Source organism: Streptomyces sp. NPDC031225 (assembly GCF_055570355.1).
This window is the reverse complement of sequence record NZ_JBVIHJ010000031.1, coordinates 13,114-28,827: the sequence shown is the minus strand read 5'-3', so window position 1 is coordinate 28,827 and position 15,714 is coordinate 13,114. Positions and strand designations below refer to the sequence as shown.

General features: G+C 68.6%; 14 protein-coding genes and 1 riboswitch. Of the genes, 11 read left to right on the top strand and 3 right to left on the bottom strand.

The genetic code is table 11. The features are described from left to right. Positions 1–138 precede the first annotated feature (138 nt). From ctaC to ACZ48Z_RS38480, 4 genes are all read left to right on the top strand, one after another. Positions 139–1,131, top strand: a complete 993-nt coding sequence (gene ctaC, locus ACZ48Z_RS38495; RefSeq protein ID WP_468740556.1) for an aa3-type cytochrome oxidase subunit II — start codon at positions 139–141, stop codon at positions 1,129–1,131. Next, on the top strand, positions 1,128–2,864 hold the full coding sequence (gene ctaD, locus ACZ48Z_RS38490) for an aa3-type cytochrome oxidase subunit I (protein ID WP_389107110.1): 1,737 nt from the start codon (positions 1,128–1,130) through the stop codon (positions 2,862–2,864). Before ctaC ends, ctaD begins: the two co-directional genes overlap by 4 nt. Beyond that, positions 2,861–3,259 (top strand): cytochrome c oxidase subunit 4, encoded by a 399-nt coding sequence (locus tag ACZ48Z_RS38485; RefSeq protein ID WP_468740555.1) that lies wholly within the window; start codon positions 2,861–2,863, stop codon positions 3,257–3,259. Before ctaD ends, ACZ48Z_RS38485 begins: the two co-directional genes overlap by 4 nt. Before the next feature lie 131 nt (positions 3,260–3,390). Continuing rightward, positions 3,391–4,653: a L,D-transpeptidase gene (locus ACZ48Z_RS38480; protein WP_468740554.1), complete on the top strand. Its 1,263-nt coding sequence runs from the start codon at positions 3,391–3,393 to the stop codon at positions 4,651–4,653. Positions 4,654–4,746: 93 nt separating this feature from the next. Here the strand turns inward: ACZ48Z_RS38480 and ACZ48Z_RS38475 are convergent, their stop codons facing one another. Then, the gene (locus tag ACZ48Z_RS38475) at positions 4,747–5,148 is read right to left on the bottom strand and encodes a response regulator (RefSeq protein WP_468740553.1); all 402 of its coding nucleotides are present in this window, start codon (positions 5,146–5,148) and stop codon (positions 4,747–4,749) included. A 145-nt stretch (positions 5,149–5,293) separates the two neighbouring features. On the opposite strand from ACZ48Z_RS38475, the gene ctaE reads away from it, so the two are divergent. The 7 genes from ctaE to ACZ48Z_RS38440 all read left to right on the top strand — a co-directional run bounded on the left by ctaE (position 5,294) and on the right by ACZ48Z_RS38440 (position 14,538). Next, a complete protein-coding gene (gene ctaE / locus ACZ48Z_RS38470; RefSeq protein WP_266565888.1) occupies positions 5,294–5,914 on the top strand; it encodes an aa3-type cytochrome oxidase subunit III in 621 nt (206 codons plus the stop codon). Positions 5,915–5,975: 61 nt separating this feature from the next. Further along, positions 5,976–6,785: a cytochrome bc1 complex diheme cytochrome c subunit gene (qcrC, locus tag ACZ48Z_RS38465; RefSeq protein ID WP_468740552.1), complete on the top strand. Its 810-nt coding sequence runs from the start codon at positions 5,976–5,978 to the stop codon at positions 6,783–6,785. Next, positions 6,782–7,837, top strand: coding sequence for a cytochrome bc1 complex Rieske iron-sulfur subunit (gene qcrA / locus ACZ48Z_RS38460; RefSeq protein WP_468740551.1), 1,056 nt, complete (start codon positions 6,782–6,784; stop codon positions 7,835–7,837). Before qcrC ends, qcrA begins: the two co-directional genes overlap by 4 nt. Next, positions 7,834–9,471: a cytochrome bc1 complex cytochrome b subunit gene (gene qcrB / locus ACZ48Z_RS38455; protein ID WP_468740550.1), complete on the top strand. Its 1,638-nt coding sequence runs from the start codon at positions 7,834–7,836 to the stop codon at positions 9,469–9,471. The genes qcrA and qcrB overlap by 4 nt, the downstream gene beginning before the upstream one ends. A gap of 120 nt (positions 9,472–9,591) precedes the next feature. Next, a complete protein-coding gene (gene trpD, locus ACZ48Z_RS38450; RefSeq protein ID WP_468740549.1) occupies positions 9,592–10,656 on the top strand; it encodes an anthranilate phosphoribosyltransferase in 1,065 nt (354 codons plus the stop codon). Between the two features lie 72 nt (positions 10,657–10,728). Beyond that, positions 10,729–10,845: riboswitch (SAM riboswitch) on the top strand. Between the two features lie 124 nt (positions 10,846–10,969). After that, on the top strand, positions 10,970–12,331 hold the full coding sequence (locus ACZ48Z_RS38445) for an aminotransferase class V-fold PLP-dependent enzyme (protein ID WP_468740548.1): 1,362 nt from the start codon (positions 10,970–10,972) through the stop codon (positions 12,329–12,331). 68 nt (positions 12,332–12,399) lie between these two features. Then, entirely contained in the window at positions 12,400–14,538 is a 2,139-nt protein-coding gene (locus ACZ48Z_RS38440) for a protein kinase domain-containing protein (RefSeq protein WP_468740547.1), read from the top strand. Here the strand turns inward: ACZ48Z_RS38440 and ACZ48Z_RS38435 are convergent, their stop codons facing one another. Together ACZ48Z_RS38435 and ACZ48Z_RS38430 are read right to left on the bottom strand one after the other, a co-directional pair. Beyond that, on the bottom strand, positions 14,539–14,820 hold the full coding sequence (locus ACZ48Z_RS38435) for an Lrp/AsnC family transcriptional regulator (protein WP_306982661.1): 282 nt from the start codon (positions 14,818–14,820) through the stop codon (positions 14,539–14,541). Then, positions 14,817–15,557 carry a rhomboid family intramembrane serine protease gene (locus ACZ48Z_RS38430; protein WP_468740546.1) on the bottom strand — a complete coding sequence of 247 codons (741 nt, stop codon included), beginning with the start codon at positions 15,555–15,557 and terminating at the stop codon, positions 14,817–14,819. Before ACZ48Z_RS38430 ends, ACZ48Z_RS38435 begins: the two co-directional genes overlap by 4 nt. Positions 15,558–15,714 lie beyond the last annotated feature (157 nt).

The window sequence follows — 15,714 nt, the reverse complement described above, 5'->3', positions numbered from 1 at the left end:
CGACCCCCGGATGGGCGTCGGCTAGGGTTTGGTCCGCATAAACATCCAAACCCCTGCCCGACGCAGGGCGGCGACCGACCACCGAAGCAGGCAGGCCGCAGCCAACACGCGCGGGCGAGACTCTCGGGAAGGCGCTACGTGAGTCCCAACGGCTCCGACCTCCCCCGCTGCCTGAAGGGCGCGGGTGGTACCCCCACGTCGCGGCGCCCGATGCGGCGGAAGCTGCTGCAGGCAATGACCGCGGGCCTGGTCCTGGCGACCGCCACCGGTTGCACATACAAGGACTTCCCCCGCCTTGGTATGCCCACCCCCACCACCGAAGAGGCTCCGCGGATCCTCTCTCTCTGGCAGGGTTCCTGGGCAGCCGCGCTGGCCACCGGCGTACTGGTGTGGGGCCTGATCCTGTGGAGCACGATCTACCACCGGCGCAGCCGCACCAAGGTCGAAGTTCCTCCGCAGACCCGGTACAACATGCCCATCGAGGCGCTGTACACGGTGGTTCCGCTCGTCATCGTCTCGGTCCTGTTCTACTTCACGGCCCGTGACGAGTCGAAGATCCTCAGCCTCAAGAAGGACCCCGACGTCACCGTCAACGTCGTCGGCTACCAATGGAGCTGGGCCTTCAACTACATCGAGCCCGTCGCGGGCTCGACGGGCGACGCGAAGACCGACAAGAACCTGGACGCGATCCCGACCCGGTTCAAGAACGCCTTCCCGGCGAACGCCGGCGGTGTCTACGACTTCGGGACGCCCGCGACGAAGAACCCGCAGACCGGCAACCCGGGCCCGACCCTCTGGCTCCCCAAGGGCAAGACGGTCCGCTTCGTCCTCACCTCGCGTGACGTCATCCACTCCTTCTGGGTGGTGCCGTTCCTGATGAAGATGGACGTCATCCCCGGCCACACCAACTCCTTCGAGGTGACTCCGAACAAGGAGGGCACCTTCATGGGCAAGTGCGCCGAGCTCTGCGGCGTCGACCACTCCCGGATGCTGTTCAACGTGAAGGTCGTCTCCCCCGAGCGCTACGAGCAGCACCTCAAGGACCTCGCGAAGAAGGGGCAGACCGGTTACGTTCCCGCGGGCATCGAGCAGACCGCCCACGAGAAGGACCGGGAGACGACGAACCTGTGAGCATCCTCAACGAACCCCAGGGTGCCGCCGAAGCAGGGTCCCACTACGCGGACGAACTGCCGGTCCGGCGCCAGAACCGCGGCAGCGTGGTCATCAAGTGGCTCACCACCACTGACCACAAGACGATCGGCACGATGTACCTGGCCACGTCGTTCGCGTTCTTCCTCATCGGCGGCGTGATGGCGCTGTTCATGCGCGCCGAGCTGGCCCGGCCGGGTCTGCAGATCATGTCGAACGAGCAGTTCAACCAGGCGTTCACGATGCACGGCACGATCATGCTGCTGATGTTCGCGACGCCGCTGTTCGCCGGTTTCACCAACTGGATCATGCCGCTGCAGATCGGCGCGCCCGACGTGGCGTTCCCGCGGCTGAACATGTTCGCCTACTGGCTCTACCTGTTCGGCTCGACGATCGCGGTCGGTGGCTTCCTCACCCCCTCGGGTGCGGCCGACTTCGGCTGGTTCGCCTACTCCCCGCTCTCCGACGCCGTCCGCTCCCCGGGCATCGGCGCCGACCTGTGGATCATGGGTCTGGCCTTCTCCGGCTTCGGCACGATCCTCGGTGCGGTCAACTTCATCACCACGATCATCTGCATGCGCGCGCCCGGCATGACCATGTTCCGCATGCCGATCTTCGTGTGGAACGTGCTGCTGACCGCGGTGCTGGTCCTGCTCGCCTTCCCCGTTCTCGCCGCCGCGCTCTTCGCGCTGGAGGCGGATCGGAAATTCGGGGCACACGTCTTCGACGCCGCGAACGGCGGAGCGTTGCTGTGGCAACACCTCTTCTGGTTCTTCGGCCATCCAGAGGTGTACATCATCGCCCTGCCGTTCTTCGGCATCATCTCCGAGGTCATCCCGGTCTTCTCCCGCAAGCCGATGTTCGGCTACATGGGTCTGATCGCGGCGACCATCGCGATCGCGGGTCTGTCCGTGACGGTGTGGGCGCACCACATGTACGTCACCGGCGGTGTGCTCCTGCCGTTCTTCTCCTTCATGACGTTCCTCATCGCCGTACCGACGGGCGTGAAGTTCTTCAACTGGATCGGAACGATGTGGAAGGGGTCACTGAGTTTCGAGACCCCGATGCTCTGGGCCACCGGCTTCCTGATCACCTTCACCTTCGGTGGTCTGACCGGTGTCATCCTGGCCTCGCCGCCGCTGGACTTCCACGTCTCGGACTCGTACTTCGTGGTGGCGCACTTCCACTACGTCGTCTTCGGCACCGTCGTCTTCGCGATGTTCTCCGGCTTCCACTTCTGGTGGCCGAAGTTCACCGGCAAGATGCTCGACGAGCGCCTCGGCAAGATCACGTTCTGGACGCTGTTCATCGGCTTCCACGGCACCTTCCTGGTCCAGCACTGGCTGGGTGCCGAGGGCATGCCGCGTCGGTACGCCGACTACCTGGCGGCCGACGGCTTCACCGCCCTGAACACGATCTCGACGATCAGCTCGTTCGTGCTCGGCCTGTCGATCCTGCCGTTCCTCTACAACGTGTGGAAGACGGCCAAGTACGGCAAGCCGGTCGGCGTCGACGACCCGTGGGGCTACGGCCGCTCGCTCGAGTGGGCGACCTCCTGCCCGCCGCCGCGGCACAACTTCCTCACCCTGCCGCGGATCCGCAGCGAATCCCCGGCGTTCGACCTTCACCACCCGGAGATCGCCGCTCTCGACCAGCTCGAGAACGCCGGTCACGGTGAGAAGGCCCTCTCCGGTGGCAAGGAGGCCGGCAAGTGAAGATCCAAGGACGGATGTTCTTCTGGCTGAGCATCTTCATCCTCGTCATGGCGATCGTCTATGGCGTGTGGTCGAAGGAGCCGGCCGGTACCACCGCGCTCTTCCTGGCCTTCGGCCTGTCCATCATGATCGGCTTCTACCTGGGCTTCACGGCCAAGCGGGTGGACGCCGGCGCGCAGGACAACAAGGAGGCAGACGTCGCGGACGACGCCGGCGAGGTCGGGTTCTTCAGCCCGCACAGCTGGCAGCCGCTCGCCCTCGGCTTCGGCGGTGCCCTCGCCTTCCTGTCGGTCGCGATCGGCTGGTGGCTGCTGTACTTCTCGGTGCCGGTGATCATGATCGGCCTGTACGGCTGGGTCTTCGAGTACTACCGCGGTGAGAACCGCACCCAGTAGCACGAGCTGAGCTCATCAGGAGCCCGGACACTCCGTCAGGAGCGTCCGGGCTCCTGCGTTTGCCGCAAGAGTGATCACTCTTACGAGTCGCCCGGCGTGCCGCAATTGACTTCGCTTCCTAGCGTGAAGACATGAACCACACACCGCGAACCCGCACCGTCGTCAGCTGCACGATGCTGGTGATCGCCTTCGGCATAAGCACCTCAGCCTGCGGGTCCGACGGGAACCCGCTGGCGGCCACGCCGTACGACGCGGCGGACCAGATCGCCTTCAACGCGCCCACGGGCGGCGGGAAGAAGGCCGACCCGGACAAGCCCCTGGAGGTGACCGCCGACGACGGCGACGGGCGCCTCACCGACGTCACGGCCACGGACGCCACAGGGCGCCATGTGGCGGGCGAACTCTCCGCCGACGGCACCCGCTGGCACAGCACCTCCCCGCTGGCCGCGAACGCCCACTACACGGTCCGGGTGAGCACCGAGGACGACGACGGGGCGCCCGGCCGCAAGGTCCTCGACTTCGACACCAGCAGGCCCGTAGGCAAGAAGCGCCTGACGGTCACCTTCGGCCCCAAGTCCGGCTCGTACGGAGTGGGCCAGCCCGTCACCGCCGTACTGGACAAGCCCGTCAAGGAGAAGGCGCAGCGGGCCGTCATCGAGCGCGCCCTCCGGGTCGAGTCCACGCCCGCCGTACCGGGCGCCTGGCACTGGGTGGGCGACAAGGAGCTCCACTACCGCCCCAAGGAGTACTGGCCCAGCCACGCCACCATCCAGGTCCGCAGTGACCTGGAGGGCGTCAAGATCGGCGACCGGCTCTGGGGCGGAAAGGCCAAGCCCCTCAAGCTGACCACCGGCGACCGCATCATCGCCGTGACGGACGCCTCGTCACACTCGATGAAGGTCTACAAGAACGACGCGGTCATCAACGAACTCCCGGTCACCACCGGCAAGCCCGGCTTCGAGACCCGCAACGGCGTCAAGGTCGTGCTGGGCAAGGAGTACTTCGTACGTATGCGCGGAACCAGCATCGGCATCGCCGAGGGCTCCTCCGAGTCGTACGACCTCCCGGTCTACTACGCGACCCGCCTCACCTGGAGCGGCGAGTACGTGCACGCCGCCCCCTGGTCCACCGGCTCCCAGGGCTACGAGAACGTCAGCCACGGCTGCACCGGTATGAGCACCTCGAACGCCGAGTGGTTCTTCGACACCGTTCACGAGGGTGATGTGGTGAAGGTCATCAACTCGAACGGCGACACGATGGAGACCTTCGGCAACGGCTTCGGGGACTGGAACCTGGACTGGAAGAAGTGGCGCGACGGCAGCGCCCTGGTGGCGGGCACCCCGGACGCCCCCAGCGCGGACCAGACGGCACGGCTGCGACCGGAGAGCGTCTAGAGACACGCAAGGGGCACCCACATAGGGGCGTGGGGAACTGCGCGACCAGCCACAACGGACCCGCAGCCGCCCGCGAACCGCAGAGCCGAGCTCCTAGGCGCTCAGGGCCTTCCGATCCCGCAACAAAGAGGCGAGCGCGGAGGCGAACTCCACCGGATCCACCGGATGCGTCACCGCGGCCTCGGCCCGGCTCCACGTCGCCAACCAGGCATCCTGCGGCCGTCCGATCAGCAGCAGCACCGGCGGGCAGTCGAACACCTCGTCCTTGATCTGCCGGCAGATCCCCATGCCGCCCATCGGCACGGCCTCACCGTCGAGGACGCAGACGTCGATCCCGCCCTTGTCCAGCTCCTTCAGCACCGCGGCAGGCGTGGCGCACTCCAGGAACTCGATCAACGGGACGTCGGGAGCCGGCCGCCGGCCGGCGGCGAGCCGTACCTGCTCGCGGGTGTTGGAATCGTCGCTGTAGACCAGCACCGTGGCGGTCGGCTGCATTGTTCCTCCGTGACGTCAGCGTCGTAAGGACAGGCCCGTTGGGCCGGATGCTACTCCCTTGAACACCACGTCAACACCGGTCCGGAGGAGGGAGACACTCCGAACGGCACCCCCCGGGGTGAGGGCGGGATAAGCGACCGACATAATGTCGGTCGTGGCGACAGCAACGACAGTAGAAACCGGGCACGCGCACCCGTCGGTCAACCGGCCGAACCTCACCAGCGTCGGAACCATCATCTGGCTGAGTTCCGAGCTGATGTTCTTCGCGGCCCTCTTCGCGATGTACTTCACCCTGCGATCGGTGACGGGTCCCGACCACTGGAAGGAAATGGCGTCCAGCCTGAACTTCCCGTTCTCGGCGACGAACACCACGATCCTGGTGCTCTCCTCCCTCACCTGCCAGCTCGGCGTCTTCGCTGCCGAGCGCGGTGACGTGAAGAAGCTCCGGGGCTGGTTCATCATCACCTTCATCATGGGCGCGATCTTCATCGGCGGTCAGATCTTCGAGTACACGGAGCTGGTGAAGAAGGACGGGCTCTCGCTCTCCTCCGATCCGTACGGCTCGGTGTTCTACCTGACCACCGGCTTCCACGGCATGCACGTGACGGGAGGCCTGATCGCGTTCCTGTTCGTCCTCGGGCGTACCTACGCGGCCAAGAGGTTCACCCACGAACAGGCGACCGCGGCCATCGTCGTGTCCTACTACTGGCACTTCGTCGACGTCGTCTGGATCGGTCTCTTCGCCACGATCTACATGATCAAGTAGCCCGGGCCCGCTCCCGACATCGCAAGCATCGACGCAGAAGATCCTGACACCGGGGTAATCCGTGAAAAAGCTCTCCGCACGACGACGCCACCCGCTGGCCGCGCTCGTCGTCCTACTCCTCGCGCTGGCATGCACCGGGGGGCTGTACGCCGTGTTCGCACCCGCGAGCAAGGCGCAGGCAGATGAAACCGCCCAGTCCCTGGCCATCGACGAGGGCAAGAAGCTCTTCGCCGTAGGCTGCGCCAGCTGCCACGGCGCCGGCGGTCAGGGCAGTTCCGACGGTCCGAGCCTCGTAGGCGTCGGCGCGGCGGCCGTCGACTTCCAGGTCGGCACCGGCCGTATGCCGGCCCAGCAGCCGGGCGCGCAGATTCCGCGCAAGAAGGTCATCTACTCGCAGGCCGAGATCGACCAGCTGGCGGCGTACATCGCGTCGCTCGGCGCGGGTCCGACGATCCCGACCGCGGCGCAGTACGGCCCCGACGGCGCCGACATCGCCAAGGGTGGCGAGCTGTTCCGTGACAACTGCACGCAGTGCCACAACTTCACCGGCAAGGGTGGTGCGCTGACGCACGGCAAGTTCGCGCCGAGCCTTGACGGGGTCGACCCGAAGCACATCTACGAGGCCATGCAGACCGGCCCGCAGAACATGCCGTCGTTCCCCGACACCACGCTGTCGGAGCAGAACAAGAAGGACATCATCGCGTACCTGAACGCGGTCAACGGCGACGACACCGTGAGCCCCGGCGGTCTTGAGCTGGGCGGTCTCGGCCCGGTCTCCGAAGGCCTGTTCGGCTGGATCTTCGGCCTCGGCGCGCTGATCGCAGTCGCCATCTGGGTCGCCGCTCGGACCGCAAAGGCCAAGAAGTCATGAGTAGCCAAGACATTCCAGAAGAGAACCTGCCCGCTGGGCAGGACGGGCACGGCGCGGTAGGCGTCGCGGACGACAAGAACCCGTTCGCCGACCCCGGACTGCCGCCCCACGAGCACCGGGTGCAGGACATCGACGAGCGGGCCGCCAGGCGGTCCGAGCGCACGGTGGCCATGCTCTTCACGGTCTCGATGCTCGCCACGATCGGGTTCATCGCCTCCTACGTGGGCATCCCCCACGACAGGGCGATCTTCGTCTTCCCGATCGGGCACATCAACGCGCTCAACTTCGCGCTGGGCCTGACCCTCGGGCTCGCCCTCTTCTCGATCGGCGCGGGCGCGGTCCACTGGGCCCGCACCCTGATGTCCGACGAGGAGATCGCCGACGAGCGTCACCCGATCGAGGCGTCCCCCGAGGTCCGCGCGAAGGTCCACGCGGACTTCAAGCAGGGCGCCAAGGAGTCGGCGCTCGGCCGTCGCAAGCTGATCCGCAACACGATGTTCGGCGCGCTGGCCCTGTTCCCGCTCTCCGGCGTCATGCTGCTGCGCGACCTCGGCCCGCTGCCCGGCACCAAGCTCCGCCACACCCTGTGGTCCAAGGGCAAGCTGCTGGTCAACGTGAACACCGACCAGCCGCTGCGTGCCTCCGACATCGCGGTCGGCTCGCTGACCTTCGCCAGGCCCGAGGGCCTGGAGGAGCACGACGAGGACTTCCAGACCGAGATCGCCAAGGCCGCCCTGATGATCGTCCGCATCCAGCCGGACAACATCAAGGACAAGCGCGAGCTCGAGTGGTCGCACGAGGGAATCGTCGCGTACTCGAAGATCTGCACCCACGTCGGTTGCCCGATCTCCCTGTACGAGCAGCAGACGCACCACGTGCTCTGCCCCTGCCACCAGTCCACCTTCGACCTCTCCGACGGTGCCCGGGTGATCTTCGGCCCCGCCGGTCACGCCCTGCCGCAGCTGCGGATCGGCGTGAACGACGAGGGCTACCTCGAGGCGCTCGGCGACTTCGAAGAGCCCGTCGGCCCTGCATTCTGGGAGCGCGGATGAGCACTACGAACTCCACCGACTCGCGCTCGCGCGAGAAGGCCCCGGCCGGCGAGCGCGTCGCCGACTGGGCCGACGGACGGCTCGGGATCTACTCCCTCGCCAAGTCCAACATGCGCAAGATCTTCCCCGACCACTGGTCGTTCATGCTGGGCGAGATCTGCATGTACAGCTTCATCATCATCATCCTCACGGGTGTGTATCTGACGCTGTTCTTCCACCCGTCGATGAACGAGGTGGAGTACCACGGCAGTTACGTCCCGCTGCAGGGACAGCTGATGTCCGAGGCGTTCAACTCGACCATGCACATCTCCTTCGATGTGCGCGGTGGTCTGCTGATCCGGCAGATCCACCACTGGGCGGCGCTGATCTTCCTCGCCGGCATGTTCGTGCACATGATGCGTGTGTTCTTCACGGGCGCGTTCCGCAAGCCGCGTGAGGTCAACTGGCTGTTCGGCTTCCTGCTGTTCGTCCTCGGCATGTTCACCGGCTTCACCGGTTACTCGCTCCCGGACGACCTGCTCTCCGGCACCGGTGTCCGCTTCATGGAGGGCGCGGTCCTGTCCGTGCCGATCGTCGGCACGTACCTGTCGTTCTTCCTGTTCGGCGGAGAGTTCCCGGGCGGCGACTTCGTGGCCCGCTTCTACTCGATCCACGTCCTGCTGCTGCCGGGCATCATGCTCGGCCTGATGGTGGCGCACCTGATCCTGGTCTTCTACCACAAGCACACGCAGTTCGCGGGCCCCGGCAAGACCAACAACAACGTGGTCGGCATGCCCCTGCTGCCGGTCTACATGGCCAAGGCCGGAGGCTTCTTCTTCCTGGTCTTCGGTGTCATCGCGGCCATCGCGGCGATCGCCTCCATCAACCCGATCTGGGCGATGGGCCCCTACCGTCCCGACCAGGTGTCCACGGGCGCCCAGCCGGACTGGTACATGGGCTTCTCCGAGGGCCTGATCCGTGTCATGCCGGGCTGGGAGATCAACTTCTGGGGTCACACGCTCGTCCTGGGCGTGTTCATCCCGCTGGTGATCTTCCCGCTGGTCCTGGTCGCGATCGCGGTCTACCCGTTCATCGAGTCCTGGGTCACCGGCGACAAGCGCGAGCACCACATCCTGGACCGCCCGCGCAACGCCCCGACGCGTACGGCCTTCGGCGTCGCGTGGATCACCTGGTACCTGGTGCTGCTGATCGGTGGTGGAAACGACCTCTGGGCCACCCACTTCCACCTGTCGATCAACGCCATCACCTGGTTCGTCCGGGTCGCGTTCTTCGTCGCCCCGGTCCTCGCGTTCATCGCCACCAAGCGGATCTGCCTCGGCCTCCAGCGCCGCGACAAGGACAAGGTGCTGCACGGCCGCGAGTCCGGCATCATCAAGCGCCTGCCGCACGGTGAGTTCGTCGAGATCCACGAGCCGCTCAGCCAGGAGCAGCTGCACACGCTCACGGCGCACGAGCAGTACGAGCCGGCTGCGATCGGCGCCACGGTCGACGAGAACGGCGTCGAGCGCAAGGTGAAGGGCTCCGAGAAGCTGCGCGCCAAGCTGAGCGAGGCGTACTACGGCGAGGAAGCCCAGATCGCCAAGCCGACCGTCGAGGAGTACAAGGAGATCACGAGCGGCCACGGCCACCACTGATCGCTGCCCTCGCCACACGAGGCAGAAGGGCCCCGTCCGATCACCGGACGGGGCCCTTCGCCGTGCACCGGGCTGGATAGGGTGGGGGCAGACTTTCCCCACGACATCTGGAGCGGCCCCATGAGCGCTGTGACCCCCGCTGGAGGCGACACCGCGGCGGGCCGTTCCTGGCCCGCCCTGCTCAACGGCCTGCTGGACGGCCGTGACCTGTCCGCCGACGACACCGCCTGGGCGATGGACCTGATCATGCGCGGCGAGGCGACGGACGCGCAGATCGCCGGCTTCGCGGTGGCGCTGCGGGCCAAGGGCGAGACCGTCGAGGAGATCACCGGGCTCGTCCGCACGATGTACGAGCACGCGAACGTCATTGAGGTGCCGGGACGGACCGTCGACATCGTCGGCACCGGCGGCGACGGCGCGAAGACGGTGAACATCTCCACGATGTCGTCGATCGTCATCGCCGGCACGGGCGCGAAGGTCGTCAAGCACGGCAACCGGGCCGCCTCCTCGGCGTCCGGCGCCTCGGACGTCCTGGAGAAGCTCGGCGTCAATCTGGAACTGACGCCGAAGCGGGTGGCCGAGGTGGCGGAGGAGGCCGGGATCACCTTCTGCTTCGCGATCAAGTTCCATCCGGCGCTGCGTCATGTGGCCGCCGCGCGAGGGCAGTTGGGGATCCGGACCACCTTCAACGCACTCGGCCCGCTGACCAACCCGGCCAGGGTGAAGGCACAGGCCGTGGGCGTCGCCGACCCCCGCCTGGCACCGCTCATCGCCGGTGTCCTGGCCGAGCGGGGCAACTCCTCCCTCGTCTTCCGCGGCGACGACGGCTTCGACGAGCTGACCACGACGTCCACGTCCCGGGTGTGGATCGTGCGCGACGGCAAGGTCACCGAGGAGAGCTTCGACCCGCGGGACGTCGGCATCGAGCTGGTCCCGGTGGAGGCGCTGCGGGGCGCGGACCCCTCCTACAACGCCGATGTGGCGCTGCGCCTGCTGGACGGCGAGACGGGCCCCGTACGGGATGCCGTACTGCTGAACTCGGCGGCCGCGCTGGTGGCCCTGGACCCCGGTACCGGGACGCTCGCCGAGCAGCTGCGGGCCGGGATGGACAGGGCCGCGGAGTCGGTCGACTCGGGCGCGGCGAAGCGGACGCTTGAGCGCTGGGTGGCCGCGAGCAACGCGTAGCAGGGCGTCGCGGTCCCGTAGTTCGGACACGGGTTGCGGGACCGCGATCACTTCCCGTAGGTTTTTGTGTCAGGTCATGAGTGACAGTCATGAGGCCCCGGCCGACTGTCCGGCAACCCTCCGTCCGTGGCGGGGTGCCCCGGGTGAAGACCAGGCCGTAGGCAGTGAGGTCTACGGCAAGCGCGGGCCCCTCTCGACACCAGGGGTCCTGGTCGTTCGAGGGAGTCTTCCGTGAGCAATCGAATGCGATAGGGCCGCCGAGCCCCGCCTCCGCGCACCCATCTCACCTTTCTCTTTTCACGGGAGTTCCCCCATGTCCGTCTCCACCGCTGCCCCCGTTCAGACCATTTGTGCCCAACTGCCCGTTCTGGGCCGGGATGTCACCGTCCCGCTCGTCACGGGCGGCGAGGTCACCTACGCGGCGCTCGACTACGCGGCCAGCGCCCCCGCACTCCAGCGCGTCTGGGACGACGTGGCGGCGTACGCGCCCTACTACGGCAGCGTGCACCGCGGTGCCGGCTACCTCTCCCAGCTGTCGACCGACCTCTTCGAGAACGCCCGCAGGACCGTCGCGGAGTTCCTCGACTGCCGGGACGACGACCAGCTGGTCTTCACCCGGTCGACCACCGACTCGCTCAACCTCCTCGCCGCCGCCCTGCCCGCCGACTGCCAGGTCTTCGTCTTCGAGACCGAGCACCACGCGAGCCTGCTGCCCTGGCAGGACGCCCGGGTCAGCTACCTCGACGCCCCGCGCACCCCGCGGCAGGCCGTCGAGACCCTGGAGAAGGCCCTCGCCGACCGGGACCCCCAGGGCCCGGCCCTGGTCTGCGTCACCGGCGCCTCCAACGTCACCGGCGAGCTGTGGCCGGTACGCGAGCTGGCCGCCGCCGCCCACGCGCACGGCGCCCGCATCGTCCTCGACGCCGCCCAGCTCGCCCCGCACCACCCGGTCTCCGTGCAGGACCTCGACGTCGACTGGATCGCGTTCTCCGGCCACAAGCTGTACGCCCCCTTCGGCTCCGGCGTCCTGGCCGGCCGCGCCGACTGGCTGCGGGCAGCCGACCCCTACCTCGCCGGCGGCGGGGCCAGCCGCAAGGTCACCCGGCGTGAGGACGGGGGAGTGGACGTGGAGTGGCACGAGAGCGCCGCCCGCCACGAGGCCGGCTCCCCGAACGTCATCGGCGCCTACTCCATCGCGTCGGCCTGCAAGGCGCTGACCGAAGCCGGCTTCGACAGCCTGGTGGCCCGCGAGCAGTACCTGATCGAGAAGGTCCGCCAGGGTCTCGCCGACGTACCCGAGGTCCGCGTCCTGTCCCTCTTCGGCGACGACGCCCCCCGCGTCGGCGTGATCTCCTTCGTCGTCGAGGGCTGGAACAGCTCCCACTTCGCCGCCGCCCTGTCCGCCGAGTACGGCATCGGCGTCCGCGACGGCCTCTTCTGCGCCCACCCCCTCCTGCGCACCCTCCTCGGCAGCGACCCGCAGGCCCAGGGCGAGTGCGGGGCCCCCGAGGCGGCGCCCGGCGAGAAGTCCCTCAACGCGATCCGGGTCAGCTTCGGCGCGGGCACGCCGGACGAGCACGTCGAGCGGTTTGTGCAGGCTGTGAAGGAACTGGTCGCGGACGGTGCGAAGTGGACGTACCGCACCGAGGACGGCCGCTGCGTCCCGGCCGTCTGACGTACTGACGTCCGACGCGCGTATACGCTCCCCCTCAGCAGCCGTACGGAAAGCAGGGGGAGCACGGGGTGCAGGAGCTGCGCGAGACGGACCCGGGGACCATCGGGCCCTACGAGGTCCTGGGCAGACTCGGGTCCGGCGGCATGGGCGAGGTGTATCTCGCCGAGGCGCGGGGCGGGCTGCGGCTGGCCGTGAAGGTCGTACGGGCCGAGCACGCCGAGGACCGCACCTTCCGCGCCCGGTTCCGGCACGAGGTGCGGGCCGCGCAGACCGTCGGCGGGGCGGGTACGTACACAGCGCGGGTCGTGGACGCGGACACCGAGGCCGCGCGGCCGTGGATGGCCACCGAGTTCGTGCCGGGCCCCAACCTGCGGGACGCGGTGCTCGACCGGGGGCCGCTGCCCGCGGACGCGGTACGGCTGCTGGCGGCCGCGCTCGCCGAGGCACTCGCGGCGATCCACGCCAAGGGGCTGGTGCACCGGGACCTCAAGCCCTCCAACATCCTGCTCTCGCCCGACGGGCCCCGGGTCATCGACTTCGGGATCGTGCGGGCCCTGGAAGGGACCGCGCTCACCCGGACCGGGGTGGTCGTCGGATCGGTCGGCTATCTCTCGCCCGAACAGATCCGCAACGGCGCCCAGGTGGTGCCGGCCAGTGACGTGTTCTCCCTGGGCGCGGTTCTCGCGTACGCGTCCGGCGGGAAGGAACCGTTCGGCGAGGGGCAGGACTCGGTCGTCCTGCTGCGGATCCTGACCGGGGACGTCGACCTGTCCGCCGTACCCGAGGAACAGCTGGCGCTGGTGGAGTCGTGTCTGCGGGACGACCCCGGCGCGCGGCCGACGACCACGGAGCTGGTCGCGGCCGCCGGGCACACCGCGCAGTCGCTGCGCGAGGGACTGCGGGCGGGGTGGTACGCCCCCGGTGCCGTGCAGGAACCCGAGGCCGCTCCGAGCGGGGCGCGCTGGGTTCCCGGGCACGACTCGGGGGAGCGGGAGAGCCGGGTCGAGTACGTGGCGCCCATGACCCTCACGGACGTCCCCGCGGTCACCCACGTCCCGCCGGTGCCGCCCGCCCCGCCGTCCCGGCGCCGGCTGCTGCGGGCCGTGGCGGGCGGTGCCGGAGTGGCGGCCGGCGGCGTGGGCGGGTGGCTGTGGCTGCGGGACCCGTCGGACTCCGTCAAGGGCGGGGCGGGGTCCCCGGCGGGCACGGCCACGACGGGCTGGCAGTACAAGGTCCAGGGGCTCGGCGGACGGCGCGGCCCCTGCGCCGCCCTCTCGCCGGACGGCACGCGGGTGTACGTCGGCGGCGCGGACGGCTCCCTGCATGCGCTGGACCTGGACGGACGGACCGTCTGGCACACCGCGCTGGGCACCGAGACCATGTCGCCGCTCGCCACCGCCCAGGGCGTGTACTGCCTGCTGGAGGACGGCCAGGAGGGCGCCTCCAAGCTGTGCGCGCTCGGCAGCGACGGCAAGGTCCGCTGGACCAAGGCCTTCGCCGCGAACAGTCAGTTCCCGGTCGCCGCGGGGCAACTGGTCCTGGTGTCCTACAGCGGCGGTTCGGACGCGGGCGGGGTGCGGGCCTACGCCCCCGACGGCAGCGTGCGCTGGTCCACGCCGACCGGGCCGGCGCCCACCGCCGAGCCCGTGGTGGCGGACGGCGTGGTGTACGTGGGCACCTTCGGGGACCAGGTGCAGGCGCTGGACGCCAAAAGCGGCAGGCGGATCTGGGCGACGAAGGCCGGCGCCGACCCCGGGCGGCCCGCGCCGGTCGGCGACACACTGCTGGTCGGATCGGGCGGCGAGCAGATGCTGCACGGCCTCAGCCGCGCGGGCACACTCCTCTGGAGCGCGACCAACACCAGGGTGTACGGCAGCCGCTACTTCACCTGCGTGCCCTTCGGCGGCCTGGGCGTCACCGCGTCCGACTACGAGCTCGTGGCTCTCGACCCCGCCGACGGATCGACGGCGTGGTCCTTCCATTTCACCGACGAGGGAAGCCAGTACAGCAACCCGACGGTCGTCGGCGACACCGTCTACGTCCGCCGCGGCTCGACGCTTTATGGCATCGACCGCAAAGGCAAGCAGGTCTGGCACAAGCGCGTCGAGGGCGGGGCGTCCGTCGGGACCCAGAGCCCGGTCGTCCGGGGCGGCCGCGTGTACGTCGCGACCGCCGACGGCATCACCGTGCTCCCGCTCGACTCCTAGCTAGCCGTCGAGGCCGATCGCGAACGCGGCCTCCAGGTCGTGCTGGGAGTACGTGCGGAACGCCACGTGGGTGTCCGTGCCCTCCACGCCCGGGATCTTGCTGATGCTGCCGGGGATGACCTCCGCGAGGTCCTCGTGCTGCTTCACCCGGACCATGGCGATCAGGTCGTACGTGCCAGTGACGGAGAAGACCTCACTCACGGAATCCAGTGCGGCGATCCGTTCCGCGATCTCGGGGATCCGGTCCACGCTGGTCTTGATGAGGACGATCGCGGTGATCACGGTTGGTTCTCTCCCTCGGGGGACGGAGCTGGGGCGGCCTTCACTCTAGTGGTACGGCCGAATCGCACCCAGGCGAAGACCAGGCCCAGGCCGAAGCCCACCAGGTGGGCCAGATAGGCCACCCCCGGTCCCTCGCTCGCGCGGCCCGCCGCCAGCCACTGCAGGGAGGCCCAGAAAGGGAGGACGACCCAGGCGGGGAAGCGCAGCGGGAGGAAGAAGAGGAACGGCAGGAGACTGGTCACCCGGGCCCCGGGGAACAGGTAGAGGAACGCTCCGAGGACCGCGGAGATCGCCCCGGAGGCTCCGACCAGGGACTGCTCGGAGCCGGCGTTGGCAGCCGCGTAGCCCACCAGTGCGAGGTAGCCGCAGACGACGTAGAAGAGGAGGAACTGCGCCCGGCCCATCCGTTCCTCGGTCATCACGCCGAAGACGTACAGGAAGAGCATGTTGCCCAGCAGGTGCACCCAGCTGCCGTGGATGAACAGTGCGGTGGCCGGGGTGAGGACGGCGCCGGGGGAGCCCTGGAAGAGCTCGGCCGGGACCACGCCCCAGCGGTGGAAATAGGCCTGCTGGGTGGCCAGGAGCGCGTCCCCGGAGCCGTACGACGGATTGAGGCCCGAGGCGGGGCCGGCAAGGAAGACGAGGCAGCACAGGGCGATGAGGCCGTAGGTGACCGGTGCAGGCCCCCACAGCGACCCGCGTGCTCCACCGACCGTCACCCTCCGGTTGCTGATCATGAACACAGAGCATGACGTAACCGGACGCAACGGAACAGACCGCCTCGCCGCGATGGACGCCCGAGCGGCGAGTACCCGCCAGGCCTTAGGGTTACGAGCCACACACCGGGGACCACGGTGTGTCGCGGACAATAGAAGGCCTAGAAGGAAAGAGCAC

Bases quoted from the DNA above. Each gene is read 5' to 3' on its own strand.
- ACZ48Z_RS38480 (WP_468740554.1), top strand. From the start codon at position 3,391: ATGAACCACACACCGCGAACCCGCACCGTCGTCAGCTGCACGATGCTG.
- ACZ48Z_RS38475 (WP_468740553.1), bottom strand. From the start codon at position 5,148: ATGCAGCCGACCGCCACGGTGCTGGTCTACAGCGACGATTCCAACACC.
- ctaE (WP_266565888.1), top strand. From the start codon at position 5,294: ATGTCGGTCGTGGCGACAGCAACGACAGTAGAAACCGGGCACGCGCAC.
- qcrA (WP_468740551.1), top strand. From the start codon at position 6,782: ATGAGTAGCCAAGACATTCCAGAAGAGAACCTGCCCGCTGGGCAGGAC.
- qcrB (WP_468740550.1), top strand. From the start codon at position 7,834: ATGAGCACTACGAACTCCACCGACTCGCGCTCGCGCGAGAAGGCCCCG.
- trpD (WP_468740549.1), top strand. From the start codon at position 9,592: ATGAGCGCTGTGACCCCCGCTGGAGGCGACACCGCGGCGGGCCGTTCC.
- ACZ48Z_RS38445 (WP_468740548.1), top strand. From the start codon at position 10,970: ATGTCCGTCTCCACCGCTGCCCCCGTTCAGACCATTTGTGCCCAACTG.
- ACZ48Z_RS38430 (WP_468740546.1), bottom strand. From the start codon at position 15,557: ATGATCAGCAACCGGAGGGTGACGGTCGGTGGAGCACGCGGGTCGCTG.